Annotated in this window: 18 protein-coding genes and 1 pseudogene; 8 read left to right on the top strand and 11 right to left on the bottom strand. The window is 67.3% G+C overall.

Going from position 1 to position 21,835, the window contains the following annotated elements; genetic code table 11:
* Together ACZYZ9_RS06865 and ACZYZ9_RS06860 are read left to right on the top strand one after the other, a co-directional pair.
* Window positions 1–339: hypothetical protein (locus ACZYZ9_RS06865; RefSeq protein WP_463825491.1), on the top strand; the 339-nt coding region annotated here is incomplete at its 5' end.
* Window positions 340–543: 204 nt separating this feature from the next.
* Complete coding sequence (locus tag ACZYZ9_RS06860) at window positions 544–954, top strand: hypothetical protein (protein ID WP_463825490.1); 411 nt, start codon at window positions 544–546, stop codon at window positions 952–954.
* Window positions 955–984: 30 nt separating this feature from the next.
* Here the strand turns inward: ACZYZ9_RS06860 and ACZYZ9_RS06855 are convergent.
* Both ACZYZ9_RS06855 and ACZYZ9_RS06850 read right to left on the bottom strand, forming a co-directional pair.
* Window positions 985–1,122: pseudogene (locus tag ACZYZ9_RS06855) on the bottom strand (IniB N-terminal domain-containing protein); the annotation flags it as partial.
* A gap of 272 nt (window positions 1,123–1,394) precedes the next feature.
* Window positions 1,395–1,946, bottom strand: a complete 552-nt coding sequence (locus ACZYZ9_RS06850; protein ID WP_463825489.1) for an Rv0340 family IniB-related protein — start codon at window positions 1,944–1,946, stop codon at window positions 1,395–1,397.
* A 210-nt stretch (window positions 1,947–2,156) separates the two neighbouring features.
* On the opposite strand from ACZYZ9_RS06850, the gene iniR reads away from it, so the two are divergent.
* The 3 genes from iniR (at window position 2,157) to ACZYZ9_RS06835 (ending at window position 9,156) form a co-directional block, all read left to right on the top strand.
* Entirely contained in the window at window positions 2,157–4,583 is a 2,427-nt protein-coding gene (iniR, locus tag ACZYZ9_RS06845) for an isoniazid response ATPase/transcriptional regulator IniR (protein WP_463825962.1), read from the top strand.
* Window positions 4,584–4,767: 184 nt separating this feature from the next.
* Entirely contained in the window at window positions 4,768–7,836 is a 3,069-nt protein-coding gene (locus ACZYZ9_RS06840; RefSeq protein WP_463825488.1) for a heterodisulfide reductase-related iron-sulfur binding cluster, read from the top strand.
* A 30-nt stretch (window positions 7,837–7,866) separates the two neighbouring features.
* A complete protein-coding gene (locus ACZYZ9_RS06835; protein ID WP_463825487.1) occupies window positions 7,867–9,156 on the top strand; it encodes a pyridoxal phosphate-dependent aminotransferase in 1,290 nt (429 codons plus the stop codon).
* Window positions 9,157–9,167: 11 nt separating this feature from the next.
* Here ACZYZ9_RS06835 and ACZYZ9_RS06830 read toward each other — a convergent pair whose 3' ends face one another.
* The 4 genes from ACZYZ9_RS06830 to ACZYZ9_RS06815 all read right to left on the bottom strand — a co-directional run bounded on the left by ACZYZ9_RS06830 (window position 9,168) and on the right by ACZYZ9_RS06815 (window position 12,788).
* Window positions 9,168–10,610 (bottom strand): aldehyde dehydrogenase family protein, encoded by a 1,443-nt coding sequence (locus ACZYZ9_RS06830; RefSeq protein WP_463825486.1) that lies wholly within the window; start codon window positions 10,608–10,610, stop codon window positions 9,168–9,170.
* 146 nt (window positions 10,611–10,756) lie between these two features.
* On the bottom strand, window positions 10,757–11,623 hold the full coding sequence (gene rfbA, locus ACZYZ9_RS06825) for a glucose-1-phosphate thymidylyltransferase RfbA (RefSeq protein ID WP_463825485.1): 867 nt from the start codon (window positions 11,621–11,623) through the stop codon (window positions 10,757–10,759).
* 23 nt (window positions 11,624–11,646) lie between these two features.
* Window positions 11,647–12,021 (bottom strand): nuclear transport factor 2 family protein, encoded by a 375-nt coding sequence (locus ACZYZ9_RS06820; RefSeq protein WP_463825484.1) that lies wholly within the window; start codon window positions 12,019–12,021, stop codon window positions 11,647–11,649.
* An 11-nt stretch (window positions 12,022–12,032) separates the two neighbouring features.
* A complete protein-coding gene (locus ACZYZ9_RS06815; protein ID WP_463825483.1) occupies window positions 12,033–12,788 on the bottom strand; it encodes a maleylpyruvate isomerase family mycothiol-dependent enzyme in 756 nt (251 codons plus the stop codon).
* A gap of 40 nt (window positions 12,789–12,828) precedes the next feature.
* On the opposite strand from ACZYZ9_RS06815, the gene ACZYZ9_RS06810 reads away from it, so the two are divergent.
* The 3 genes from ACZYZ9_RS06810 to ACZYZ9_RS06800 are packed head-to-tail and all read left to right on the top strand — an operon-like array spanning window position 12,829 to window position 15,766.
* On the top strand, window positions 12,829–13,269 hold the full coding sequence (locus ACZYZ9_RS06810) for a hypothetical protein (RefSeq protein WP_463825482.1): 441 nt from the start codon (window positions 12,829–12,831) through the stop codon (window positions 13,267–13,269).
* 54 nt (window positions 13,270–13,323) lie between these two features.
* Window positions 13,324–13,935, top strand: a complete 612-nt coding sequence (locus ACZYZ9_RS06805; protein WP_463825481.1) for a TetR family transcriptional regulator — start codon at window positions 13,324–13,326, stop codon at window positions 13,933–13,935.
* 55 nt (window positions 13,936–13,990) lie between these two features.
* Window positions 13,991–15,766, top strand: a complete 1,776-nt coding sequence (locus ACZYZ9_RS06800) for an N-acyl-D-amino-acid deacylase family protein (protein WP_463825479.1) — start codon at window positions 13,991–13,993, stop codon at window positions 15,764–15,766.
* A 3-nt stretch (window positions 15,767–15,769) separates the two neighbouring features.
* On the opposite strand, the gene ACZYZ9_RS06795 is transcribed toward ACZYZ9_RS06800, so the two are convergent.
* The 5 genes from ACZYZ9_RS06795 to ACZYZ9_RS06775 form a co-directional block, all read right to left on the bottom strand.
* A complete protein-coding gene (locus tag ACZYZ9_RS06795; RefSeq protein ID WP_463825478.1) occupies window positions 15,770–17,101 on the bottom strand; it encodes a UDP-glucose dehydrogenase family protein in 1,332 nt (443 codons plus the stop codon).
* A 75-nt stretch (window positions 17,102–17,176) separates the two neighbouring features.
* A complete protein-coding gene (locus ACZYZ9_RS06790) occupies window positions 17,177–18,619 on the bottom strand; it encodes a DUF7159 family protein (protein ID WP_463825477.1) in 1,443 nt (480 codons plus the stop codon).
* A 140-nt stretch (window positions 18,620–18,759) separates the two neighbouring features.
* The gene (locus ACZYZ9_RS06785; RefSeq protein WP_463825476.1) at window positions 18,760–20,400 is read right to left on the bottom strand and encodes a DUF7159 family protein; all 1,641 of its coding nucleotides are present in this window, start codon (window positions 20,398–20,400) and stop codon (window positions 18,760–18,762) included.
* A gap of 89 nt (window positions 20,401–20,489) precedes the next feature.
* Window positions 20,490–21,062, bottom strand: a complete 573-nt coding sequence (gene dcd / locus ACZYZ9_RS06780; RefSeq protein ID WP_463825475.1) for a dCTP deaminase — start codon at window positions 21,060–21,062, stop codon at window positions 20,490–20,492.
* Between the two features lie 24 nt (window positions 21,063–21,086).
* The gene (locus ACZYZ9_RS06775) at window positions 21,087–21,782 is read right to left on the bottom strand and encodes a hypothetical protein (protein ID WP_463825961.1); all 696 of its coding nucleotides are present in this window, start codon (window positions 21,780–21,782) and stop codon (window positions 21,087–21,089) included.
* Between the last annotated feature and the right edge of the window lie 53 nt (window positions 21,783–21,835).

The following is a 21,835-nucleotide window of genomic DNA, read 5'->3' as shown; positions in this document are numbered from 1 at the left end:
GCCACCAACACCCACGGCACCGCCAACCTGACCACCAACGGCACCACCAATGCCACCGCCGACCTGACCACCAACACCCAAGCCACCACCAACGGCGCCACCGACCTGACCACCAACACCAACGGCACCACCCACCTGGCCACCGATACCGCCGCCGACCTGACCACCAACACCCAAGCCACCACCGACCTGACCACCAACGGCACCACCAATGCCACCGCCGACCTGACCACCAACACCCAAGCCACCACCGACGGCGCCACCGACCTGACCACCAACACCGACGGCACCACCAACCTGACCCCCGACAACGCCACCAACCCCGCCGCCAACACCTAAGCCGCCACCGATGCCACCACCGAGACCGATACCTGCCTGGCCGCCGACTCCGGCACCGGCACCGAGGCCCAGACCAGCGCCACCACCGATACCGCCGACGACGCCGGCCTGGGCGTTGATCCCGGCCTGCACCTCGAAGCCGACCCCGACCCCCGCCTGACCGCCCACCCCGACACCGGTCCCGAGCCCTAGGCCGGCACCTGCTTGGGCGCCGATTCCGGCTTGCACGCCGAACCCGACACCCAGACCAGCCTGCGCGGCCCCGCCGACTCCGGCGACCAGACCGCCCGTCGGCTCGACGAACGCCAGCCCCGGAGCACCCACCGGCGCGCCGACGACGTTCGGGGCAACGACATTCGGGCCGACGAGCCCGGCACCAATGCCTGCTCCGATATCCGTTGCGACCGCATCGGCCAATCCGACTCCCGCGTTGCCGACCGCCGCTGCCGCATCGGTGGCAACGAAGGCGGCATTGTCGACGACGGCCCCGGCATCGCTAAGCAGCGGCGCGGCCGCGTTGAAGACCGGGCCGGACTCCTGTGCAACGAAGCTCGACGGCGCGAAACCATGTTGGTCGGCGATCGCCTGTTGCAACCCGCTGACCGGGTCGTCTGAGGAAAGGTTCAGGCCCGGCACCGCGCCGGCGGCTGCGGAGGACAGCTGCGCCGGTGACACGTCGATCAGTCCGGCGTTGGTCATCGCTTGTCCGGGGGCGGCGACAAAGGACCGCGCCGCCTCTTCGCTGCGGAACAGGCTCAGGATGTAGTCGACAAGCGAGGTCATTTGTCCGTTTCCCTTCAATAGAAACTCTGTGAAGTCATTCGCCGAAGTGACCGGCGCTCTGTCATCAACCGTATGGAATTCGAGCCTTAATCAAATCGGGGTCAGATCCCCCCGCAGGGGGAATACCCACCGGGATACTCGGGGGCATCGTGTTAGGGGATTAGGGGATTTCGAAGGATCCCTAGCCACAACCCTTAATGACAGCATTTACGCAGGTCAAACACTGGGAAGACGCCATCGCTGACGGTGTGAACGCCGGAAACAGCGCAGACTCAGCCGTGCAGACCGAAGTCGTGGTGGTCGGGCTGGCCGCCGTGCGGTTGCGCATCCGGGTGGATGATCGCGTGATCCCAGATGCCTGGATCGCTCACCGGGAATCCGCCGTGGTCAAGAGCAATGTGCGCCGCCTCACCACCGCTGAACAGCACTGAGGGCTCAGGCTGGCCGAATGCCGCGGGCTGTGGGCTCGCGGACGGTTCACCCGGCAGGTGCGGAGTCGGCTCGCTGATGACACCGCTCACCGTCGCGTGCTCATGGACGAGCGCAGCAGGGGTGTGCGGTGTGAAGGCATCGAACGCCGCGGTCGCCGCACCACTGGCCCAGACATTGCCGTGGTCGGCAACCTGGGCTCCCGATCCGGCGGCCGACGGGCTGGCCATCGACAGGGAATCCGACACCATCGGAATCAGATTGTTGACGTCGTGACTGGTCACACCGGTAAGTTGGGCGTTCGCGATGGCCTGGGCGGGGTCGGCTGCGTAACGCGCGGCGGCGTCGGGATCACGAACCAGCGAGATGACGAAGTCGAGCAACGAGTTTGCCACCACGCACCTCCTTGCCACACTTACCCACGCCAATCCGCGCTAGCACGATGTTATCGGTCGACCCGCCCCCGGTGTTCGGTACCAAACCCGCCCCCCTTCAAGCATCATTAGGGGGTACGACATTAGGGGAACTGCGGGGTTACGGGGCTAGGACGGGCTACGGTGTGGAAGCCGCCGGTAGCCACCCGGACTCAAAAGGGGGTAAGGGAAATTACCGCATCCCCCACCGACATCCCGCGGGCGGCGCGCGTCGTCCTCGACGAGCTCACCAACCCCGCCTCGGTCCCGGTGCTGGCCGTGATCTGCGGCGGCATCGGCACCGGCAAGAGCACCCTGTTGGCCGCCGCCCGCGACGCGCTGCGCCGCGCCGGCGTGACGACGCTGACCCGCCCGCCCCGCAGCGATGAACAGCGTGATGTTGCGCTGCTCATCGACGACGCCCACCTGCTCACCGACGAAGAACTGCTCATGCTCGCCGAACGTGCAGCCGACGGGCGCTGCACCGTCGTCATAGCCACGCAGGCTCAGGAACAGCGGCCGGCATTGCGCTCGCTGACGACGACGATCGAACGGGATCGCCCGCGCATCTCGCTGGGTCCGCTGCCGGTCGACGAGCCCCTGCTGAATTGCACGGCCGGTCTGCCCTTCCTGCTGCATGCGGTGACCGACAGCGCGGAGCCGGCGCACTCGGCACGGCTGGCACTCATCGAGCGGTTGCGCCGCGTTGATGCGCCCACCTTGGACACCCTGCTGATCCTGTCCCTGAGCCAACAGTTGGGCCCGGCCGATGTCGCTGCGGCACTGAGCATTTCGATTACCGACGCCCGGATCCTGGTCGACCGGGCGTGGTCCGGCGGGTTGGTCCAACCGGCACACCCACCGGCATTTCAGCAGTTGGTGCACGACGTCGTCGGGGGGATCGTCGGCAACGCGCACCACCGCGAGGTCGAATCGGGGCTGCTGCGTTCACAACTCGAGATCTCGACGGTGACGCCGGACCTCGCGCTGCGCCTGGCCGAACACGGACTGTCCGACGACCGGCTGGGCGCCATTCTTGCCCGGCACGCCGGCAATTCCCGCGCCGACGCTGTGCAGACCGCACGGTTGTATCGGGCCGCAGTCCGTGCCGGTGCCACCGGGCTGAGCTCGCGTCTGGCCGATGCGCTGGCCCGCGCCGGGGACTGTGCTGCCGCCGCTGCGCTGGCCGACGAGTTGCTGAGCTCGTCCGATTCCGCCGAGCGTGCAGCAGCGGTACGGATTGCCGCCAGCGTCGCCACCTACAACGGGAACTCGGGTCAGGCAGCGGAGTTGTTCGCGTGGCTCGGACCGTACCCGGACGCGGTGGTGGGCGCTGCCGCCGCAGTCGCGTTCATCGGAACGGGCGAACTCGCGGCAGCCCACGACGCCTTGCGGCTCAAAGACTCCGGTCCCCCGACCATGGCGGCGCGCACTTCGCGCAGTCTGGCCGACGGGCTGCTGTCGTCCATCGATCAGTCCTACCCGAGCGCCATGGCAAAGCTGAGCCAGGCGATCGCCGTCGAACAGGCCCTCGGCGAGGCATTCCCCGACAGTCCGGCGGCACTGGTGACGTTGGCCGCGTTACACGGCGGCGACCCGGTCCGCGCCCACAGCGTGATCGGGCGTGCGGTGCGCACCGCTGGCGATGCCCAGTTCCGGCGTCGGCACCTGCTGTTGTCCGGCTGGATCAAGATGCAGGAGGGACAACTGGCCGCGGCCGGTGCGGACGTCGCGGCCGCGACCACCGGCGGCGAACTGCACCGGCGTGACGCGTTGTGGGCTCACGCACTGCAGACGGCGATCGCACGTCGCAGCGGCGACACCGGTGCGCTGCAGAAGCATTGGTACACGGCCATGGAAGTGCTGGCCGAGTACTCCATCGACCTGTTCGTCCTGCTTCCACTGGGCGAGTTGTGGGTGGCTGCGGCGCGGATGCGCCACGTCGACCAACTGCAACACAGCCTGGATCAAGCCTTCGCGTTGCTCGGCTCGTTGGGAAACCCTGCGCTGTGGTCGAATTCGCTGCACTGGGCCGGTGTGCACGCCGCGATCCTGGCCAACTCACCCGGCGCGGTTGCGCCGCACGGCCAGGCGCTGAGCACCGCGGCCCCCCACAGCTCCCTGGCGCAGGCACTGTCCGCGGCCGGCAGGACCTGGCTGCGGGTGCTCGCCGATCAGGTCGATCCCGACGAGGTCACCGCGGCAGCTCGGGCCCTGTCGCACGTGGGGTTGACTTCCGACGCGACTCGGCTGACCGGTCAGGCCGCGCTGCAGACTCCCGATGCGCGGGTTTCCGGGGCGATGCTGCAATTGGCCCGAGACCTGAAGACGAACACGGGTTTTGGCGAGACCGTTGCCGCCGACACAGATCTTCCGGACGCCTCCGACAGCACGGTGGCGCCACGTCAACCACCGTCGGGTTCGCCCTTGTCCGAACGCGAACGTGAGGTTGCCGAGTTGCTGTTGCTGGGCCTGCCCTACCGCGACATCGGAGGCCAGCTGTTCATCTCGGCGAAGACGGTCGAGCATCATGTCGCCCGGATCCGCCGTCGGCTCGGCGCCGGATCACGCTCGGAGATGCTCTCGATGCTGCGGGCCATGCTGGTGCCGGACAGATAACAGTGTGGGAGGGGCCACGGTGTCTGCCTGATCACACCGCGCCTGTACTGGGCTGGTGATCTGCGCAAACTTAGGTTTGCCTTTCTCGCGGCGGGTGCCACAAAGGTGTCACTATGAGCTGGTTAAGCAGCAAAGCGCATTACCGCGCACCGACATGCGTGACGACGAATTGAGGTGACCCTCGGTGACCCTGCAAACCATCCGGTTGGTATTGGGCATGGGCATGACCGCGGTCGTGATCTTCTTGGCGCTGAAGCGCGTCTGGTGGCTGTACAAACTCGTCATGTCCGGCCAGCCGGCGAGTGGGCGCACCAACGACATCGGCGCCCGCATCTGGGCGCAGGTCGCAGAGGTGTTCGGACAGCGCAAGCTGCTCAAGTGGTCGGTGCCCGGGTTGGCCCACTTCTTCACCATGTGGGGCTTCTTCATCCTGCTGACGGTGTACATCGAGGCCTACGGGGTGCTCTTCGACCCCACGTTCTACATCCCGATCATCGGGCGTTGGGACGCGCTGGGCGCTTTGCAGGACTTCTTCGCGCTGGCCGTGCTGTCGGGCATCGTCACCTTCGCCATCATCCGATTGCGCAGCGAGCCCAAGGAATACGGCCGCGACTCGCGCTTCTACGGATCCCACACCGGTGGCGCATGGCTGATCCTGTTCATGATCTTCAACGTCATCTGGACCTACGCCCTGTTCCGCGGCGCTTCGGTGAATGTCCTCGGCAACGATTTTCCGTACGGCCACGGCGCGTTCTTCTCCCACGCGATGGGCTCAGCACTGAGTTCGTTCAGCCCGCACACCAACGAGATCATCGAGACCGTCGCACTGCTGCTGCACATCGGCGTGATGCTGTCGTTCCTGGTGATCGTCCTCAACTCCAAGCACCTGCATATCTTCCTGGCCCCGATCAACGTCACGTTCAAGCGACTGCCCGACGGGCTGGGTCCGTTGCTTCCGGTCGAGTTTGACGGCAAGCCGATCGACTTCGAAAACCCGCCCGACGACGCCGAATTCGGCCGCGGCAAGATCGAGGACTTCACCTGGAAGGGCATGCTCGACTTCGCCACCTGTACCGAGTGTGGACGTTGTCAGTCGCAGTGCCCGGCCTGGAACACCGCCAAGCCGTTGTCGCCCAAGCTCGTCATCATGGACCTCCGCGATCACTGGATGGCCAAGGCGCCCTACATCCTTGGCGAAAAGCCGAGTCCGATCGAAAGCACGCCGGAAGGCGGAATCGGCGAGGAGCTGCGCGGCGACAAGCACGCCGAGGAGCATCACGTTCCCGAGTCGGGCTTTGGTCGCATCATGGGTTCGGGTCCCGAGCAAGCCACCCGTCCGTTGGTCGGCACCGCTGAGCAGGGCGGCGTCATCGACCCGGATGTGTTGTGGTCCTGCGTCACCTGCGGCGCGTGCGTCGAGCAGTGTCCGGTGGACATCGAGCACATCGACCACATCGTCGACATGCGCCGCTACCAGGTGATGATGGAGTCGGAATTCCCGTCCGAGTTGTCGGTGCTGTTCAAGAACCTGGAGAACAAGGGCAATCCGTGGGGCCAGAACGCTTCTGACCGCACCTCCTGGATCGACGAGGTCGACTTCGACGTCCCGGTTTACGGCGAGGATGTCGAAAGTTTCGCCGGCTACGAGTACCTGTTCTGGGTGGGCTGCGCGGGCGCGTACGACGATAAGGCGAAGAAGACCACCAAGGCTGTCGCCGAACTGCTGTCCATCGCCGGCGTGAAGTTCATGGTGCTGGGCACCGGTGAGACCTGCAATGGCGACTCTGCCCGCCGGTCGGGCAACGAGTTCCTGTTCCAGCAGCTGGCCCAACAGGCCATCGAGACCCTTGACGGCGTGTTCGAGGGCGTGGAGACAGTCGACCGCAAGATCGTCGTCACCTGCCCGCACTGCTTCAACACCCTGGGCAAGGAGTACCGGCAGCTGGGCAGCAATTATTCGGTGCTGCACCACACGCAGCTGCTCAACCGGCTGGTGCGGGACGACAAGCTGGTTCCGGTGAACGCCGTCTCGCAGGACATCACCTACCACGACCCCTGCTACCTGGGCCGACACAACAAGGTTTACGAGGCGCCGCGCGAGCTGATCGGAGCCGCGGGAGCCAACCTCACCGAGATGCCTCGGCACGCCGAGCGCAGCTTCTGCTGCGGTGCCGGCGGCGCGCGCATGTGGATGGAAGAGCACATCGGCAAGCGCATCAACCACGAACGCGTCGACGAGGCACTGGCCACCCCCGCCTCGACCATCGCCGTCGCGTGCCCGTTCTGCCGGGTGATGGTCACCGACGGTGTCAACGACCGGCAGGAAGAGGCCGGCCGCAGCGGCGTCGAGGTGCTCGATGTTGCCCAAGTGCTGCTCGGGTCACTGGATCGCGACGCGGTGAAGCTGCCCGAGAAGGGCACGGCCGCCAAAGAGGCCGAAGAGCAGGCTGCGAAGGCCGAGCCCGAGGCTGCCGCTCCGACCGCGCCCGCTGAGGCCGATGAAGCCGAAGAGCCGGCCGAGGCGCCCGCGCAGAAGCCGGCGGCAGCCGCTCCCGTCAAAGGCCTCGGCATGGCCGGCGCCGCCAAGAAGCCCGGCGCCAAGAAAACCGCCCCGGCCGCCGAGGAGAAGCCGGCGGCAGCCGCTCCCGTCAAAGGCCTCGGCATGGCCGGCGCCGCCAAGAAACCAGGCGCCAAGAAAACCGCCCCGGCCGCCGAGGAGAAGCCGGCGGCAGCCGCTCCCGTCAAAGGCCTGGGCATGGCGGGCGGGGCCAAGCGGCCCGGGGCCAAGAAAGCCGCCGCACCGAAAGCGGACGCAGCTCCGGCCGCGGAAGCTCCGGCAACCACCGACAAGCCTGCGACGCCGGTGAAGGGCCTGGGCATGGCCTCCGGCGCCAAGCGACCCGGCGCCAAGAAGACCGCGTCCCCCGCGCCTGCCAGCAAGCCGGCAGAGGCCGAGCCGATCAAGGCCGAGGAGACCTCTGCCGCTAAAGAGCCCGCCGAGTCGCCCGAACCCGAGGTGCCCGTCAAGGGCCTGGGTATCGCGGCCGGAGCGAAGCGGCCGGGCGCGAAGAAGACCGCAGCCGCCAAACCCGCCGCCCCGGCGAAGGCCGAACCGGAGCCCGAACCCGCCGCTCCGAAGGCCGAAGCAAAGCCGGAGCCGTCCAACGGCGAGGCGGCAGCTCCCGCGACACCGGCCGCACCGGTCAAGGGCCTGGGTCTGGCGAAGGGTGCCCGTCCGCCGGGTAAGCGCTGATCACGGTTTGAAACCGGACAGCAAATATCAGTGGACAGCGATGGGACCATGGTGGACGTGACTACGCACCAGGTGCCCGCGCATACCCACGGCCATCACCGGCAGCGGGCGTTCGCGCAGTCGTCCAAACTTCAGGACGTCCTGTACGAGATCCGCGGCCCGGTGCACGCCCACGCCGCCCGGCTGGAAGCCGAAGGGCACCGCATCCTCAAGCTCAACATCGGCAATCCGGCACCGTTTGGCTTCGAGGCGCCGGACGTGATCATGCGCGACATGATCCAGGCTTTGCCCTACGCCCAGGGGTATTCCGACTCCAAGGGCATCCTGCCGGCCCGTCGCGCAGTCGTCACCCGCTACGAACTCGTGCCGGGGTTCCCGAAGTTCGATGTCGACGACGTGTACCTGGGCAATGGTGTCTCGGAGTTGATCACGATGACGCTGCAGGCCCTGCTGGACAACGGCGACGAGGTGTTGATCCCCGCACCGGACTACCCGTTGTGGACGGCGTCGACATCACTGGCCGGCGGCACCCCCGTGCATTACCTGTGTGACGAGACCGCGGATTGGCAGCCCGATATCGGCGACATCGAATCGAAGATCACCGACCGCACCAAGGCGCTGGTCGTGATCAATCCGAACAACCCGACCGGGGCGGTGTACAGCAGCGAAATCCTCGCGCAGATGGTCGCTTTGGCGCGCAAGCATCAATTGCTGCTGCTCGCTGACGAGATCTACGACAAGATCCTCTACGACGACGCCAAGCACATCAGCGTCGCAACGCTGGCCCCCGACATGCTGTGTCTGACGTTCAACGGTTTGTCGAAGGCCTACCGGGTGGCGGGATATCGGGCCGGCTGGCTGGCGATCACCGGGCCCAAGGATCACGCCAGCAGTTTCATCGAAGGCATCAGTCTGCTGGCCAATATGCGCCTGTGCCCCAATGTGCCTGCGCAGCATGCGATTCAGGTGGCACTCGGTGGCCATCAAAGCATTGAGGACCTGGTGCTACCCGGCGGCAGACTGCTCGAGCAGCGCGACGTGGCGTGGCAGAAGCTCAACGAGATTCCCGGGGTGTCCTGCACCAAGCCCGAGGGTGCGCTGTATGCGTTTCCGCGGCTCGACCCCGAGATCTACGACATCGACGACGACGAACAGCTCGTCCTCGATCTGCTGCTGCAGGAGAAGATCCTGGTCACTCAGGGCACCGGATTCAATTGGCCCGCACCGGATCACCTGCGCATCGTGACCTTGCCATGGTCGCGCGATCTGGCGGCCGCCATCGAGCGCCTGGGTAATTTCCTGGTCAGCTACCGGCAATAGGCGGCACCTGATCAGAGGCCGATGTAGACGGCCTTGGTGTTGAAGTAGGCCTCGATTCCCTTTCGGCCGCGTTCGCCGCCCCAGCCCGACTGCTTGTGACCGCTGATGGGCATCGACGGGTCGGCGGCCAGCGAGGAGTTCACCCAGATCTGGCCGGCGCGTAGCTCATTCACCATGCGGTGAGCGCGGGACAGGTTCTCGGTCCAGATGGATCCGGCAAGACCGTAGTGCGTGTCGTTCGCGGCGGCGATCACCTCGTCCTCCTCGTCGAACGGGATCACACATCCGACCGGGCCGAAGATCTCCTCGCGGATGAGCCGCATGTCCGGGGTGGTGTTGGTGACGATCGTCGCCTCGTAGAAGTACCCCTTGCGGTCCATCGGCTTCCCGCCGGTGACCACCTGCGCGCCGGCGGCAACGCCGTCGTTGACGATGCCTTCCACCCGTTTGCGCTGCTTGTCGCTGATCAACGGTCCGAGCACCGAATCCGGGTCCTCGCTGCCGCCCATCGGCAGCATCTGGGCGAAGGCAACCAAACGATCCACCACCTCGTCGTAGATGCCGCGCTGCACGTACATGCGCGAGGTGCAGGAACAGTTCTGGCCGGACCCGGCGAGCAACCCCATCCCGGCCCCCAGGATCGCCTTGTCGAGGTTGGCGTCGTCAAACATGATCAGCGGCGACTTGCCACCCAACTCGAGCGTCAGGCGCTTGAGGTTGCCGGCGGCCGCCTTCACGATCAACCGTCCGACCTCCGTCGACCCGGTGAACGAGATCTTGTCGACGTCCGGGTGCGCTGTCAGCGCCGCACCGGTGGTCTCGCCGTAGCCGGTGATGACGTTCAGAACGCCGTCGGGCAACCCCGCTTCGCGGAAGATCTCTTCCAGCTTCAGCGCGGTGAGCGGTGTCTCCTCGGCGGGTTTGAGTACCGCGCTGCATCCCGCCGCGAGCGCAGGCGCAACCTTCAGCATCGCGACGAAAAACGGTCCGTTCCAAGGGATTATCAGGCCGACCACGCCGACCGGCTCGAGCTGGGTGAAGGTGTGGTAGGTCTCCCAGGTGCCCAGCAGTCCGTCGGAGACGAGGTTTGCCGACTCGCCGTGGATCTTGCCGACCCAGCCGGCGTAGTACTTCAGCATGTCGACGGACACCGGGATGATGTGACGCGCAGCCGTCAGGTTCATGCCGTTGTCTTGACCCTCGAGCGCGGCGAGTTCTTCGGTGCGCTCCTCGATGATGCGTGCGGCGCGGAACAGAACATTAGCGCGGTGCGATGCCGGCGCCTTGCGCCAGACCCCCGACTCGAACGTCTCCCGCGCCCGGGCTACTGCCTTGTCGACGGTCGCCTGGTCGGAGTCGACGACCTCGGCGATCTGTTCTTCGGTGGATGGGTTGAAGACCGGGATGACCCCCGAGTTGCGGACCACAGGATCAAGGTCGACGGCACTACTCATGTTCATCCTCTCGTCACCGGAATCGCTTTACCAGCGAAACAACCCACCGAGCGGCGAGGTTACGCGCTTAACCACCCCACGTCCAGCAGCGGCAAGCAGTCATCTCCCGGCGGCGGTTTGCTGGGCTCGGCGCACATGCCCGAAATTCAGTCGCGCTCCAGCAACTCGAGCAGATACCCGCCGTATCCGGATTTCACCAACGCGCGGGCGCGCTGTTCCAACTGCTCGTCGTCGATCCACCCCCGCCGCCACGCGACTTCTTCGGGCACACTCACCTTGAGGCCCTGCCGTCGTTCCAGGGTGCGGACGAAGTCCGATGCGTCCAGCAGCGAATCGAATGTCCCGGTGTCCAGCCACGCCGTCCCACGGGCCATCACCTCTACCGACAGCCGGCCCTGGCTCAGATAGATCTGGTTGACCTCGGTGATCTCGTACTCGCCGCGCGCCGATTTCTTCAGGCCCCGGGCGATCTCGACCACGTCGTTGTCGTAGAAGTACAGACCCGGCACCGCGTAATGGGATTTCGGTGTCTCGGGCTTCTCCTGCAGCGACACCGCCATGCCGTCGGCGTCGAACTCCACCACGCCATAGGCCGACGGGTTGGCTACCCAATAGGCGAAAACCGCTCCGCCGCTGATGTTTTGGAATCGGCTCAGGCTGGTGCCCAGGCCAGGGCCGTAGAAGATGTTGTCTCCCAACACCAATGCCACTGTGTCATTGCCGATGTGGTCGGCGCCGAGGACGAATGCCTGGGCCAGACCGTCCGGCCTGTCCTGGGTGACCCAGCTCAGGTTGATGCCGAATTGCGAACCGTCGCCGAGGAGCCGCCGGAAGCCGGCCGCGTCGTGCGGGGTCGTTATCACCAGGATGTCGCGGATGCCGGCCATCATCAGCGTGGACAGCGGGTAGTAGACCATCGGTTTGTCGTAGACCGGCAGCAGCTGCTTGCTGATCCCGACGGTGATCGGATGCAGCCGGGTGCCCGAACCTCCGGCCAAGATGATCCCGCGCATGTGTGGCTCCTTCGGCCTCGGCCTCAGTCGATCAGGTCGCTCTCGGTGAGTTCGGTCGCGGCCAACGCCGATGCCAGGTCTTCATGGCGGAACACCGAGGTGACGTGGTCGCGGACCACGCGGAACGCCGACGCATTGGTCACGACGGTCGCGGGGCCCTCGCGGCTACTGATCGTCTGTTCGACCACCACCACCCCGTCGTGCACATACATGCGGCCCAATTCCGCTGTGCTGGTGAGCGATCCGGCCCATTCACGCAGCGCCTGATGGCCCTGCGCGGCGCCGTGCGCGTCCCCGAAATCGATGTCCTCGCTGGACAAGCTGAGCAGCGTCTCGATGTCAGCGGAGTTGAGGGCGTCGTGCCACGCCAGCACGGTGGCGATCTCCGAAGTGGTCATGGCCTGCAAGTCTAGAGAGGCGTGCGGTCGAGCCAACGCCGCCATACGGCGTCGTCGCCGTAACGCTCGACGCCGGTGTCGGCGAGCGCGACCCGCCGCGTCAACGCCAGCAGCAGCTCAGTGGCGCTCCCGCGCAGCGCCACGGTGCCTTTGCCGTGCTCGTGCGACCAGGCGACGCCACCGCCGTGGAGCCTGGCCGTCCACTCGCCGGCCTCGCCCAGCCCGGGATCGGTGGCGTGCAGATGCAGGGTGTCGCCGCCCTCGAGGGGCAGCGGCGCCCCGTCCTTTCCGGCCTGGATGACGATGCGTTCCAGGAACTCGTCGATGCCGTCGGCGGCCACTGCAGCGTCGAGGGTGAACTGGGCGCCGACGGCGAGTGCAGCGTCCGCCCGGTGCACGACGTTTTCGTGTAGCCGGCGCCGGATCCACCAGCTCGCCGGACGCGGGCCGAGAAACGTCCAGACGGGGGTATCGGGCCCGGTGCGGTCTAGCGCGTCCAGCAGCAGCTGCGCGCCACCGTTGAGCCACCCGATGGCGGCGTCGCGGTCCGCCGGCGGCTTGCCGTCTGCCACGCTGCGGAAATCGAGAAACTCGTCCATCCGATCACGGACGATCTGGGCGGCCCAGCGGTCGCCGCGGCCGACATGGCGGAAAAGTTGCTCGATGTTCCAGCCCGGGCAGCTCGGCACGGGCGCCGTGGGATCAGCGGCGCGGACAAGCTCACCGAACGCGCGAGTTTCCGCGAGATATGCCGACGCGTGGTCCACCGCCGTGACGCTACCCGTCGCGACGGCCGATAATGGCCTGATGGTGCCGGCACCCCCATTCATCGTGACATTCCGCGGATTTGAAATAGGTCGCTACGAGACCGCAGAGCGGGCGATGGCTGCCGCCCGATCGGTGATCGACACCGAGCTGGGTGCTCAACTCGGTCGGGGCGAACTCGCGTCCGCGTCGCTGCCGATCGAATTGCCGAGGATCGAATGGCAGCCTCCGCCGATTCCGTTCCCGTTCGACGCGGCCGGGTATTGGCATTGGCGAGCCCAGGCGTTGCGGTCGGAACGGCGCCCGCCCACCGCGCCGCGGCCGGCACCGCCCCCGCCACCGCATCCCGCGCCGCCGGGCGCGGGCACCGGGTCCGGCAGTCTGCCACCACGCCCCGAACCCGCCGCGACGGTGATCACTCCGATGCCCGATTACAGCGGGCCCGCCCGGTTGCCGGAGGACCGGCCCGCTGATCGGCAGTGATGCGAAAGCGGCGACCGGCAACACCCTGCTGCCGCACGGGTAACGTCTGAGCTCATGCGCACCCATGGGTGGGGCGGCGCCAAGCCCGCAACCGACGAAGAGGCGATCGAACGCATCCTGGATGCCGCCAGCGCAGCCATCGACGCGCGTGGTGGCGACATGCGGATCGCCGATGTGGCCCGCACCCTGGGCGTCTCGCGTCAGACGGTCTACAACTACTTTCCCGGTACCAACACCCTGGTCGAGGCAGCAGCCACCCGCTCGGGGATGAGACTCCTGCAGCGACTGGCCGAGCACCTGGCCGGCATCACCGATCCCGTCGATGCCCTGGTGGAAAGCCTGGCGTTCACCCTCGAGTGGTTGCCGGGCGACCGGCACGTGCAGTTGATGCTGGTACACGACTTCACCAAAGTCTCCACGGGCGTGACGTCGGACATGGCGATCAAATTCGGCCACGGGATCCTGGCGGGCCTGGATGTGGACTGGATCGACCTCGGACTCGGCGATGCCGATCTCGACGACCTCGCGGAATACATGCTGCGGATCATGCAGTCGTTCATGATCGACCCCGGCCGCCCGGCGCGCACCGGCGAGGTGCTCCGCGCGTACCTGCGCCGCTGGGTCGCGCCGGTCCTGACGGCCGAGATCGCCAGTCATCGCATCTGAACGCACACCAGTTAGACAAGCTCGGTAAGCTGTCCAGTCGAGGCAGGTGAGTGCATTGACGTTCGACACAGTGGTTTGCAACGGCAGGTGGTTCGACGGCACCGGCGGACCGTCGGCGATCAGAGACATCGGGATTCGGGACGGTCGGGTGGCCGCGGTGTCCCCGACGACGCTGGACACCGAGGGTTGCCCGAACGTCATTGACGCCCAAGGTAAATGGGTGATGCCGGGCATCATCGACATTCACACGCACTACGACGCCGAGGTGCTGGCGGCACCCACACTGTCCGAATCGCTTCGGCACGGCGTCACCACGATCGTGCTGGGTTCGTGCTCGCTGTCCACTGTGCACGTGGACGCGGGTGAGGCGGCCGATCTGTTCGGGCGGGTGGAAGCGATTCCGCACGAGCATGTGGTCCGCATCGTCGGCGAGCACAAGTCATGGCACAACGCGCAGGAGTACATCGACGCGCTGGAGTCGCTGCCGCTGGGCCCCAACGTGTCCGCGTTCATCGGGCACTCCGACATGCGGACGTCGGTGATGGGACTAGACCGGTCGACGCGCGACGACGTGCGTCCCACCGCGGCCGAGCAGGCCCGGATGGAGCAGATGCTGACCGAGGCGATCGATGCCGGATTCCTCGGGATGTCTTCGCAGCAACTACTTTTCGACAAGATCGACGGCGACACTTGCCGGTCCCGCACCCTGCCGTCGACCTACGCCAAGGGCCGCGAGTTGCGGCGGCTCAAGAACCTGCTGCGCAGTGCGGGCCGTGCCCTGCAGTCCGGTCCGGACATCAGCCACCCGCAGAACATCGTGTCGCAGGCCCTGCAGTCGCTGGGGATTCGGCGACCGCACCTCAAGACCAGCCTGCTGGCGGCCGCCGACATGAAGTCGGCGCCGGGCAGCGTCTGGCTGACCAGCTTTCTGGCGGCCGTTGTCAACCGGTTGGGTGGCGACTTCCGGTTCCAGCACCTGCCGGTGCCGTTCGAGGTGTACGCCGACGGGATCGACCTGGTGGTGTTCGAAGAGTTCGGCGCGGGTGCAGCGGCGCTGCACCTCAAGGACGAACTCGAGCGCAACGAACTGCTGCGCGACGAGGGGTACCGCCGGCAGTTCCGCAAGGACTACGACACCAAGTTCGGTCCGCGCGCCTGGCACCGCGACTTCTTCGACGCCGAAATCGTGTCCTGTCCCGACGATTCGGTGATCGGCAAGTCGTTCGGGCAGGTCGGTGTGGAACGGGGTGGTCTGCACCCCGTGGATGCATTCCTCGACCTGGTGCTCGAGCACGGTACCAAAATCCGTTGGCGCACAACGATTTCCAACCACCGGCCGAAGATGCTGCGCCGCCTGGCCCGGATGGACGGCCTGCAGGTCGGCTTCTCCGACGCGGGCGCCCATCTGCGCAACATGGCTTTCTACAACAGTGGTTTGCGTCTGCTGCGGCACGTACGGGACGCCGAACTGGAGGGCCGGCCCTTCCTGACGGCGGAGCAGGCGGTGCACCGCCTCACCGGCGAGTTGGCTGACTGGTACGGACTGGACGCCGGCCACCTGCGGGTGGGCGATTGGGCCGACCTGGTGGTCATCGACCCGGAGCGCCTCGACGACTCACTGGATGCCTACCACGAAGCCGATGTCGAAGCCTACGGCGGACTTTCGCGCATGGTGAACCGCAACGACGCCACGGTCGAAGCGGTCCTGGTTTCCGGCCGCGCGGTATTCCGCGACGGCCAGCCCACCGAAATCCTCGGACGGGAACGCACCGGCGGTTTCCTGCGCGCCGACGGCACGCCGCGCAACGTGCCGCGGCCGGTCAGCGCCTGACGATCAGCGTCCCGGCCACCGCGCGCCGAGCCGGAACACCCGCCACCCGGCGCGTTCCCAACGCGCCACATCCAGGCAGTTGCGACCGTCGACCACGACGCGGGCACGGACCCGGTCGGCCAGCTCGGCGGGATCTAGGTCGACGAACTCGCGCCATTCGGTGAGCACCAGCACCGCGTCGGCCCGCTCGCAGGCCTCAGCGACCGAGACCGCGTAGTTCAGGGTGGGAAACAGGCGATTGGCATTGTCCAGCGCCTTGGGGTCATAGACGTTGACCGCGGCGCCGTTGAGTTGCAACTGTCCGGCGACGTTGAGGGCGGGCGAGTCACGCACGTCGTCGGATTCGGGTTTGAACGCCGCCCCCAGCACCGCGATGTTGGCGCCCAGCAGCGAGCCCCTGCAGGCCGCGGTGGCCAGTTCCACCATGCGGGTCCGGCGGCGCATGTTGATGCTGTCCACCTCACGCAGGAAGGTCAGCGCCTGGTCGGCGCCCAGTTCGCCGGCGCGGGCCATAAATGCGCGGATGTCCTTGGGCAGGCAGCCACCGCCGAAACCCAAACCGGCGTTGAGGCATTGGCGTCCGATGCGCGGGTCGTAACCGAGCGCGTCGGCCAGCACGCTGACATCGGCGCCGGCCGCCTCGCACACTTCCGAGATCGCGTTGATGAACGAGATCTTGGTGGCCAGAAACGCATTCGCCGAGACTTTGACCAGCTCGGCGGTCTGCAAGTCGGTGACCATGAACGGCACGCCCGCGTCCAGCAGCGGACCGTAGAGTTCGCGTGCGGCGGCCTCCGCACGGACCGAATCATCCTGCACGCCAAGCACAATGCGGTCCGGGCTGAGCGTGTCGTGCACCGCGTAGCCCTCGCGCAGGAATTCCGGGTTCCACGCGACCTCGACGTCGACCCCGTCGGGCGCCAGGGCGGCGGCGCGTTGGCTCAACTCAGCGGCGGTGCCGACCGGCACGGTCGACTTGCCTACCAGCACCGCTGACCTGGTCAGGCGGGGTACCAGCGCGTCGATGACGGCATGCACGTGACGCAGGTCGGCGCCGTATTCACCTTTCTTCTGCGGAGTTCCGACGCCCAGAAAGTGCACGTCGGCGAACTCTGCCGCCATGTCGTAGTCGGTGGTGAACCGCAGCCGACCCGTAGCGAGGTTGGCAGTCAACAACTTTCGCAGACCGGGCTCATAGAATGGGATGTCACCGCCGGCGAGCTTGGCCACCTTGCCCGGGTCTATATCGACCCCGACGACCTCATGTCCCAGCTCCGCCATCCCTACGGCATGGGTGGCGCCCAGATAGCCGGTCCCGAATACGGTGCATCGCATACCACCGTGTGTAGGTGGCCGCGATGAGCGAACGCCGTCGTGACACTGAACAGCAGGTGACAGCTACTCGGCAACTCAGATGCCGGGGATCAGCGGAATGTTGATCCCGCCGCGTCCACCGCCGCCGCCGGGACCTTTGCCACCACCCCGACCGCCGCCACCGCCAGGGCCTTTGCCACCGGGGCTTTTGCCGATGCCGGGCGGCTTGCCGCCGCCACCGCCGCGACCGGGCGACTGCGGAGTCAGGATCGGCGGCAGTACCGGTACCGGCACGATCACCGGGACGGGGACATTCGGCACCGGCGCGGCGGGAGCCGGGGCCGGCGCGGGAGCCTCAGCCCGCGGCGCCGGAGCCTGGGGTACCTGCACGGGGACCTGCGGTACCTGCACGGGTGCTTGCTGGGGAACCTGCGGTGCCGGCGCGGGTGCTTGCTCGGGAACCTGCGGGGCGGGGGCCTGCTCGGGTACGGGGGCCTGCTGCGGGGCCGGAGCCGGGGCCTGCGGCGTGGGAGCGGGTGCCTGCGGGGCCGGCGTGTTGGGCGCGACGGCGGCCTGGCCGGGCTGGGGCCGCGTGTCAGCGGTGTCGCGGATCGTGACGGCCAGCGAGACGACGAGCGAAGCCACTCCGATGACGAAGATCGAGGCCAGGATGCTGCCGAGCAGCGCGAAGGGCTTGCGGTCGTCCTGCTCGTCCTGCTCGTCCGGCTCGTCCTGGACCGCACTGTAGGCCCGGCCGGTGCTGAACGGCTCGAAGTGGACGGGGTCGATCGCGAGCGGCGTCTGCGCGCCCGTACCCGGATCCTGTGCGTAAGCCTGTGCCGCGGTGGTCGCGGAGAGCAGCGGCGTGTTCGCCGACGCCAGCGCCGCGCCCCAGGCAAGCGCGGTCTCCGGCTCCTCCGGGGCGGTCACCGGCAGCGTGGTGGCCGCCTCCAGCGTCGACTTGATCAGCGGGATGTCGACCCCGGAGCCGACGACGAAGACGGCGTCCGGGCGCGTCTCCAGGGACTCGGCATTCGACACCAACTCGGCCAGGCTGGCCACGGCGGCGTCGTCGTCATCGGGCAGCGGGTGACGATGCACGTCGGCGATGGATCCGTCGGCGCTGTCCACCACAGCCAAGGTCGCGGTGTCGGGTTCGATGAACAGCAACGCGGTCTGCGCGTAGTTGGTTTCATTACCGACCGAATGCGCCAGCGCGGCAGCCGCCATGAACGCCGAGACCAGCATGACGTTCTCGATCTTGCGGTTGGCCAGCGCGTCGCGTAGCGCGGCCGCCTGGTCGGGGTCCCGCCAGGTCACTCCGGTGGACGCCAGCTGGTAGCCACCCTCAGCGGCGCCCTCGCGGGTCCCCAGGATCGCCGAGATCACCTGCTCGGCTGCGTCCGGCGTGGCCGCGGCCGGGTCACCCGCGACGTCGAATTTCTCCTCGTCGACTAATGCGCCGTCGCCGTTCTCGCCCTCAACGAGCACCATCCGCACGGCCGTTGGCGCCATCGACACACCCAGAACGGTGTCCATAGTCCCCCAATCGACTGAACAGATTCCCCAACCTGTGTTAACAACGGTACCCGCGGCGGGTGCGGCTTATCCATTTGAGTTTGCTGTGTCACGGCTGCAGACCGCTCTGACCAGCGGCGTTGGGGTGGATGTGCGGGGGATCACCTGCGCCCGCGTCCACCACCCCCACCGAAGCCGCCGCCACCGCCGAACGGTCCGTGACCGCCGCCGCCGCCGAAGGGACCATGGGCGCCCGGGCCGCCGCCGCCGAACGGACCACGTCCTCCTGGTGCGTCCCCGCTCGAGGGGCCGTGACCGCCGGCGCCAGGGATGCCGGGGATACCTGGAATGCCGGGAATGCCGGGGATGCCGCCGCGACCGGGCCCTCCCCCACCGAAGGGACCCCTACCCGGATTGGGCGACGGACCACGCCCGGGCGGTCGCGCGATCGGGCCCCGCGGCAACGGGTTTTCCACCCGCGGGTTTTCCACGCGCGGGTTCTCCACCCGCGGATTTTCCACCCGCGGTGGCGACACCGGCGCTCGAGGTACCTGCGGCTGCTGGCGTGGAACCTGCACCGGGAACTGCACGACCGGCGGTCGCACCAGCGTCTCGGGTCCCTGCACGGGCGGCCGCACGACCGGCAGCAGCGGTGGGACGATCACCGCGTCGGGCAGCCGCGGGGGTTGCACAATCGGCGTCTCGATCACCGGCGCAACGGGCGCCGGCAGGGCGGGTGCGGCCGGAGCCTGCGGTGCCCGCGCCGGAAGCTGCGGGACACTCACGCGCGGCGGTGCCGCCGGCACCTCGATCCTGGGTTGCGGCGCGGCGACGACGGTGGGCGCCGGTGCCTGCTGGGTGGGCACGACGAGGTGGTTCTCGCTGGGCCTGGGTTGCAGCGCGACGGTGGGGCGGATGTTGATCGCCAGCGCGACCTCGAGCGCCACCACCGCGGCGGTCGCCGCGACTGCCAGGGTGCTGCCGATCAGCAGCGCCGGGCGGCGCCGAGCCGGATCGTGGTCCACGTCAGCGGGGGCCGCGTCCAGCACGACCGTCTCGCTGAATTCCTCAGGTCCGTCGACATCTTGCGCGTAGGCCAGCGCAGCGGTGCTCGCCGCGAACAGCGGCGCATGTCCTGATGCCAGCGCCGCACCCCGCGCCAGCGCCATGTCGTGTTCCTCGGGCACATTGACCGTCAGCGAGGTCGCGGCGTCCAGTGCCGGTTTGATCAGAGGTACGTCGACTCCGGAGCCCACGACGTAGATGCCGTCTGGGCGGGTCGGCATCGACTCGGCCCCGGAAACCAGCTCGACCAGCTCGGATACCGCCATGTCGTCGTCGGCGGCCAGAAGCCGACGCTGCACGTCGCACAGCGAACCGTCCGCGGTGTTCACCACGGCCAGTGTCGCGGTGTCGGGCTCGATGAACAGCACACCCGTCCGCGCATAGCCGACGGAGCTGCCCACGGCCTGCCCGAGTGCGACGGCCGCCATGAACGCGGAGACCAGCATGACGTTCTCGATCTTGCGGGCGGCCAACGCGTCGCGCAGCGCCGATGCCTGCAGCTGATCGGTCCAGCTGACGCCGATGGAGGACAGGCGCAAGCCGGCATCGTCCGCGCCTTCGCGGGTGCCCAGGATCGCCCGGATCACCTGCTCAGAGGGCATGGTGGCCGGGTCGGTCAGCCGAAAGCTGTCCTCCTCGACGATGACGCCGTCGGCGTCCTCGCCTTCGACCAGCGCGATGCGGACAGCCGACGGTGCCATCGACACTCCGAGTACGACGTCCATCCGCGCACTCACCACCCTCCCAAAAGTGTTGCCGCAGTAAGGAGGACAAAGGTCCGAATCAAATGGTAGTCCGACTAACGAAGTCGGGAACGCCGTTGCAGCTATGTAGTACGTATGAAGTTCTGATAGGACCGCGAGGGCGTCGGACCACGCTGACCCTGGTACTTGGAACCGACGCCGGCACTTCCGTACGGATGCTCTGACGGGCTGGTCAGTCGCAGGATGCACAGCTGGCCGATCTTCATCCCCGGCCACAACGTGATCGGCAGATTGGCCACGTTGGAAAGTTCCAGCGTGATGTGTCCGCTGAAACCGGGATCGATGAAACCCGCGGTCGAGTGCGTCAACAGCCCCAGCCGGCCAAGCGAGGATTTGCCTTCCAGTCGTCCCGCCAGATCGTCGGCCAGGCTGACCAACTCCAAGGTCGATCCCAGCACGAACTCGCCCGGGTGCAGCACAAAAGGTTCCCCAGCCTCGGGCTGGACCAGCGTGGTCAGCTCGTCCTGCTGCTTGGCGGGATCAATGTGGGTGTAGCGGGTGTTGTTGAAGACACGAAACAGGCAGTCGAGGCGGACGTCGATGCTCGACGGCTGCACCAGGGCATCGTCGAACGGGTCGATTTGCAACCGCCCGGCGGAGATTTCGGCCCGAAGATCACGATCGGAGAGCAGCACGCGTGTGAGCGTATCTGCTGCCGGTCAGCGGACGTAGGTCTCGTCTCCGGAGGGGTATCCGCCGCCGGTGGTGGTGACGTGGACGTGGTCGAAGTGCCCGTATCCACCGGCCTGGGCGCCCCCGCCGGGGGTGTAATAGACGCCGCGCCAGATGGCGTCCTGGATGCCGAAGCGGTCGGCGTTCTGCAGGACGTAGGTCACGATCGCGTTGCCCAGTTCGATGCCCTCGTCGGAGCCGGGGTTGGGAATCATCACGTCCACGGCCAGGCCCTCGGGATGCCATCGGAGTGCATCGGGGCGGACGCCGCCCATCTGGTGGACTTCGGGGAACAGAGCGGTGATGGCGCGGGCCACCAAAATGGTCCTGACCTGCAGGCCCTGTTCCGGCGCGACGCTAGCGGGCAGAGCGCGGGCGCCCACCAGGTCGGCACGTGATCGGTCCGCCCGCGGCCGCTCGGCCGGAGCCATCTCTTCGATGCTGAAGCGCCACCGCGAGGTGTCGAGTGGCGCCCCGGCATCGGCCGCCGCAATTTCGATGCAACACGCGGACGTCTCCGGAACGGCCGGTTTCGCAACGTTACGGACCGAGGCTGGATTGACATCTGCGCCCAGAGCCCCTGCCACCGCGAAGAGTACGGCGGCTGGGCCGATGGCTGCTGCCAGCGCAGCTGGCGCTTTCCGCCGCTTCCTGGCTAACCTCGGGCTTTCACGCCGGTTGATCTTGATGGTGTGTCTTGAACGAAGAATGGTGCTCTGACCAGGGATAATTCGGT

This window comes from Mycobacterium sp. IDUB_28 (assembly GCF_055419285.1).
This window is presented reverse-complemented; position numbering and strand designations above follow the sequence as displayed.

What these genes read in the sequence shown, in the direction of transcription:
- ACZYZ9_RS06830 (WP_463825486.1), bottom strand. Translation starts at nt 10,610, where the DNA reads ATGAGTAGTGCCGTCGACCTTGATCCTGTGGTCCGCAACTCGGGGGTC.
- rfbA (WP_463825485.1), bottom strand. Translation starts at nt 11,623, where the DNA reads ATGCGCGGGATCATCTTGGCCGGAGGTTCGGGCACCCGGCTGCATCCG.
- ACZYZ9_RS06820 (WP_463825484.1), bottom strand. Translation starts at nt 12,021, where the DNA reads ATGACCACTTCGGAGATCGCCACCGTGCTGGCGTGGCACGACGCCCTC.
- ACZYZ9_RS06810 (WP_463825482.1), top strand. Translation starts at nt 12,829, where the DNA reads ATGGTGCCGGCACCCCCATTCATCGTGACATTCCGCGGATTTGAAATA.
- ACZYZ9_RS06805 (WP_463825481.1), top strand. Translation starts at nt 13,324, where the DNA reads ATGCGCACCCATGGGTGGGGCGGCGCCAAGCCCGCAACCGACGAAGAG.
- ACZYZ9_RS06795 (WP_463825478.1), bottom strand. Translation starts at nt 17,101, where the DNA reads ATGCGATGCACCGTATTCGGGACCGGCTATCTGGGCGCCACCCATGCC.
- ACZYZ9_RS06790 (WP_463825477.1), bottom strand. Translation starts at nt 18,619, where the DNA reads ATGGACACCGTTCTGGGTGTGTCGATGGCGCCAACGGCCGTGCGGATG.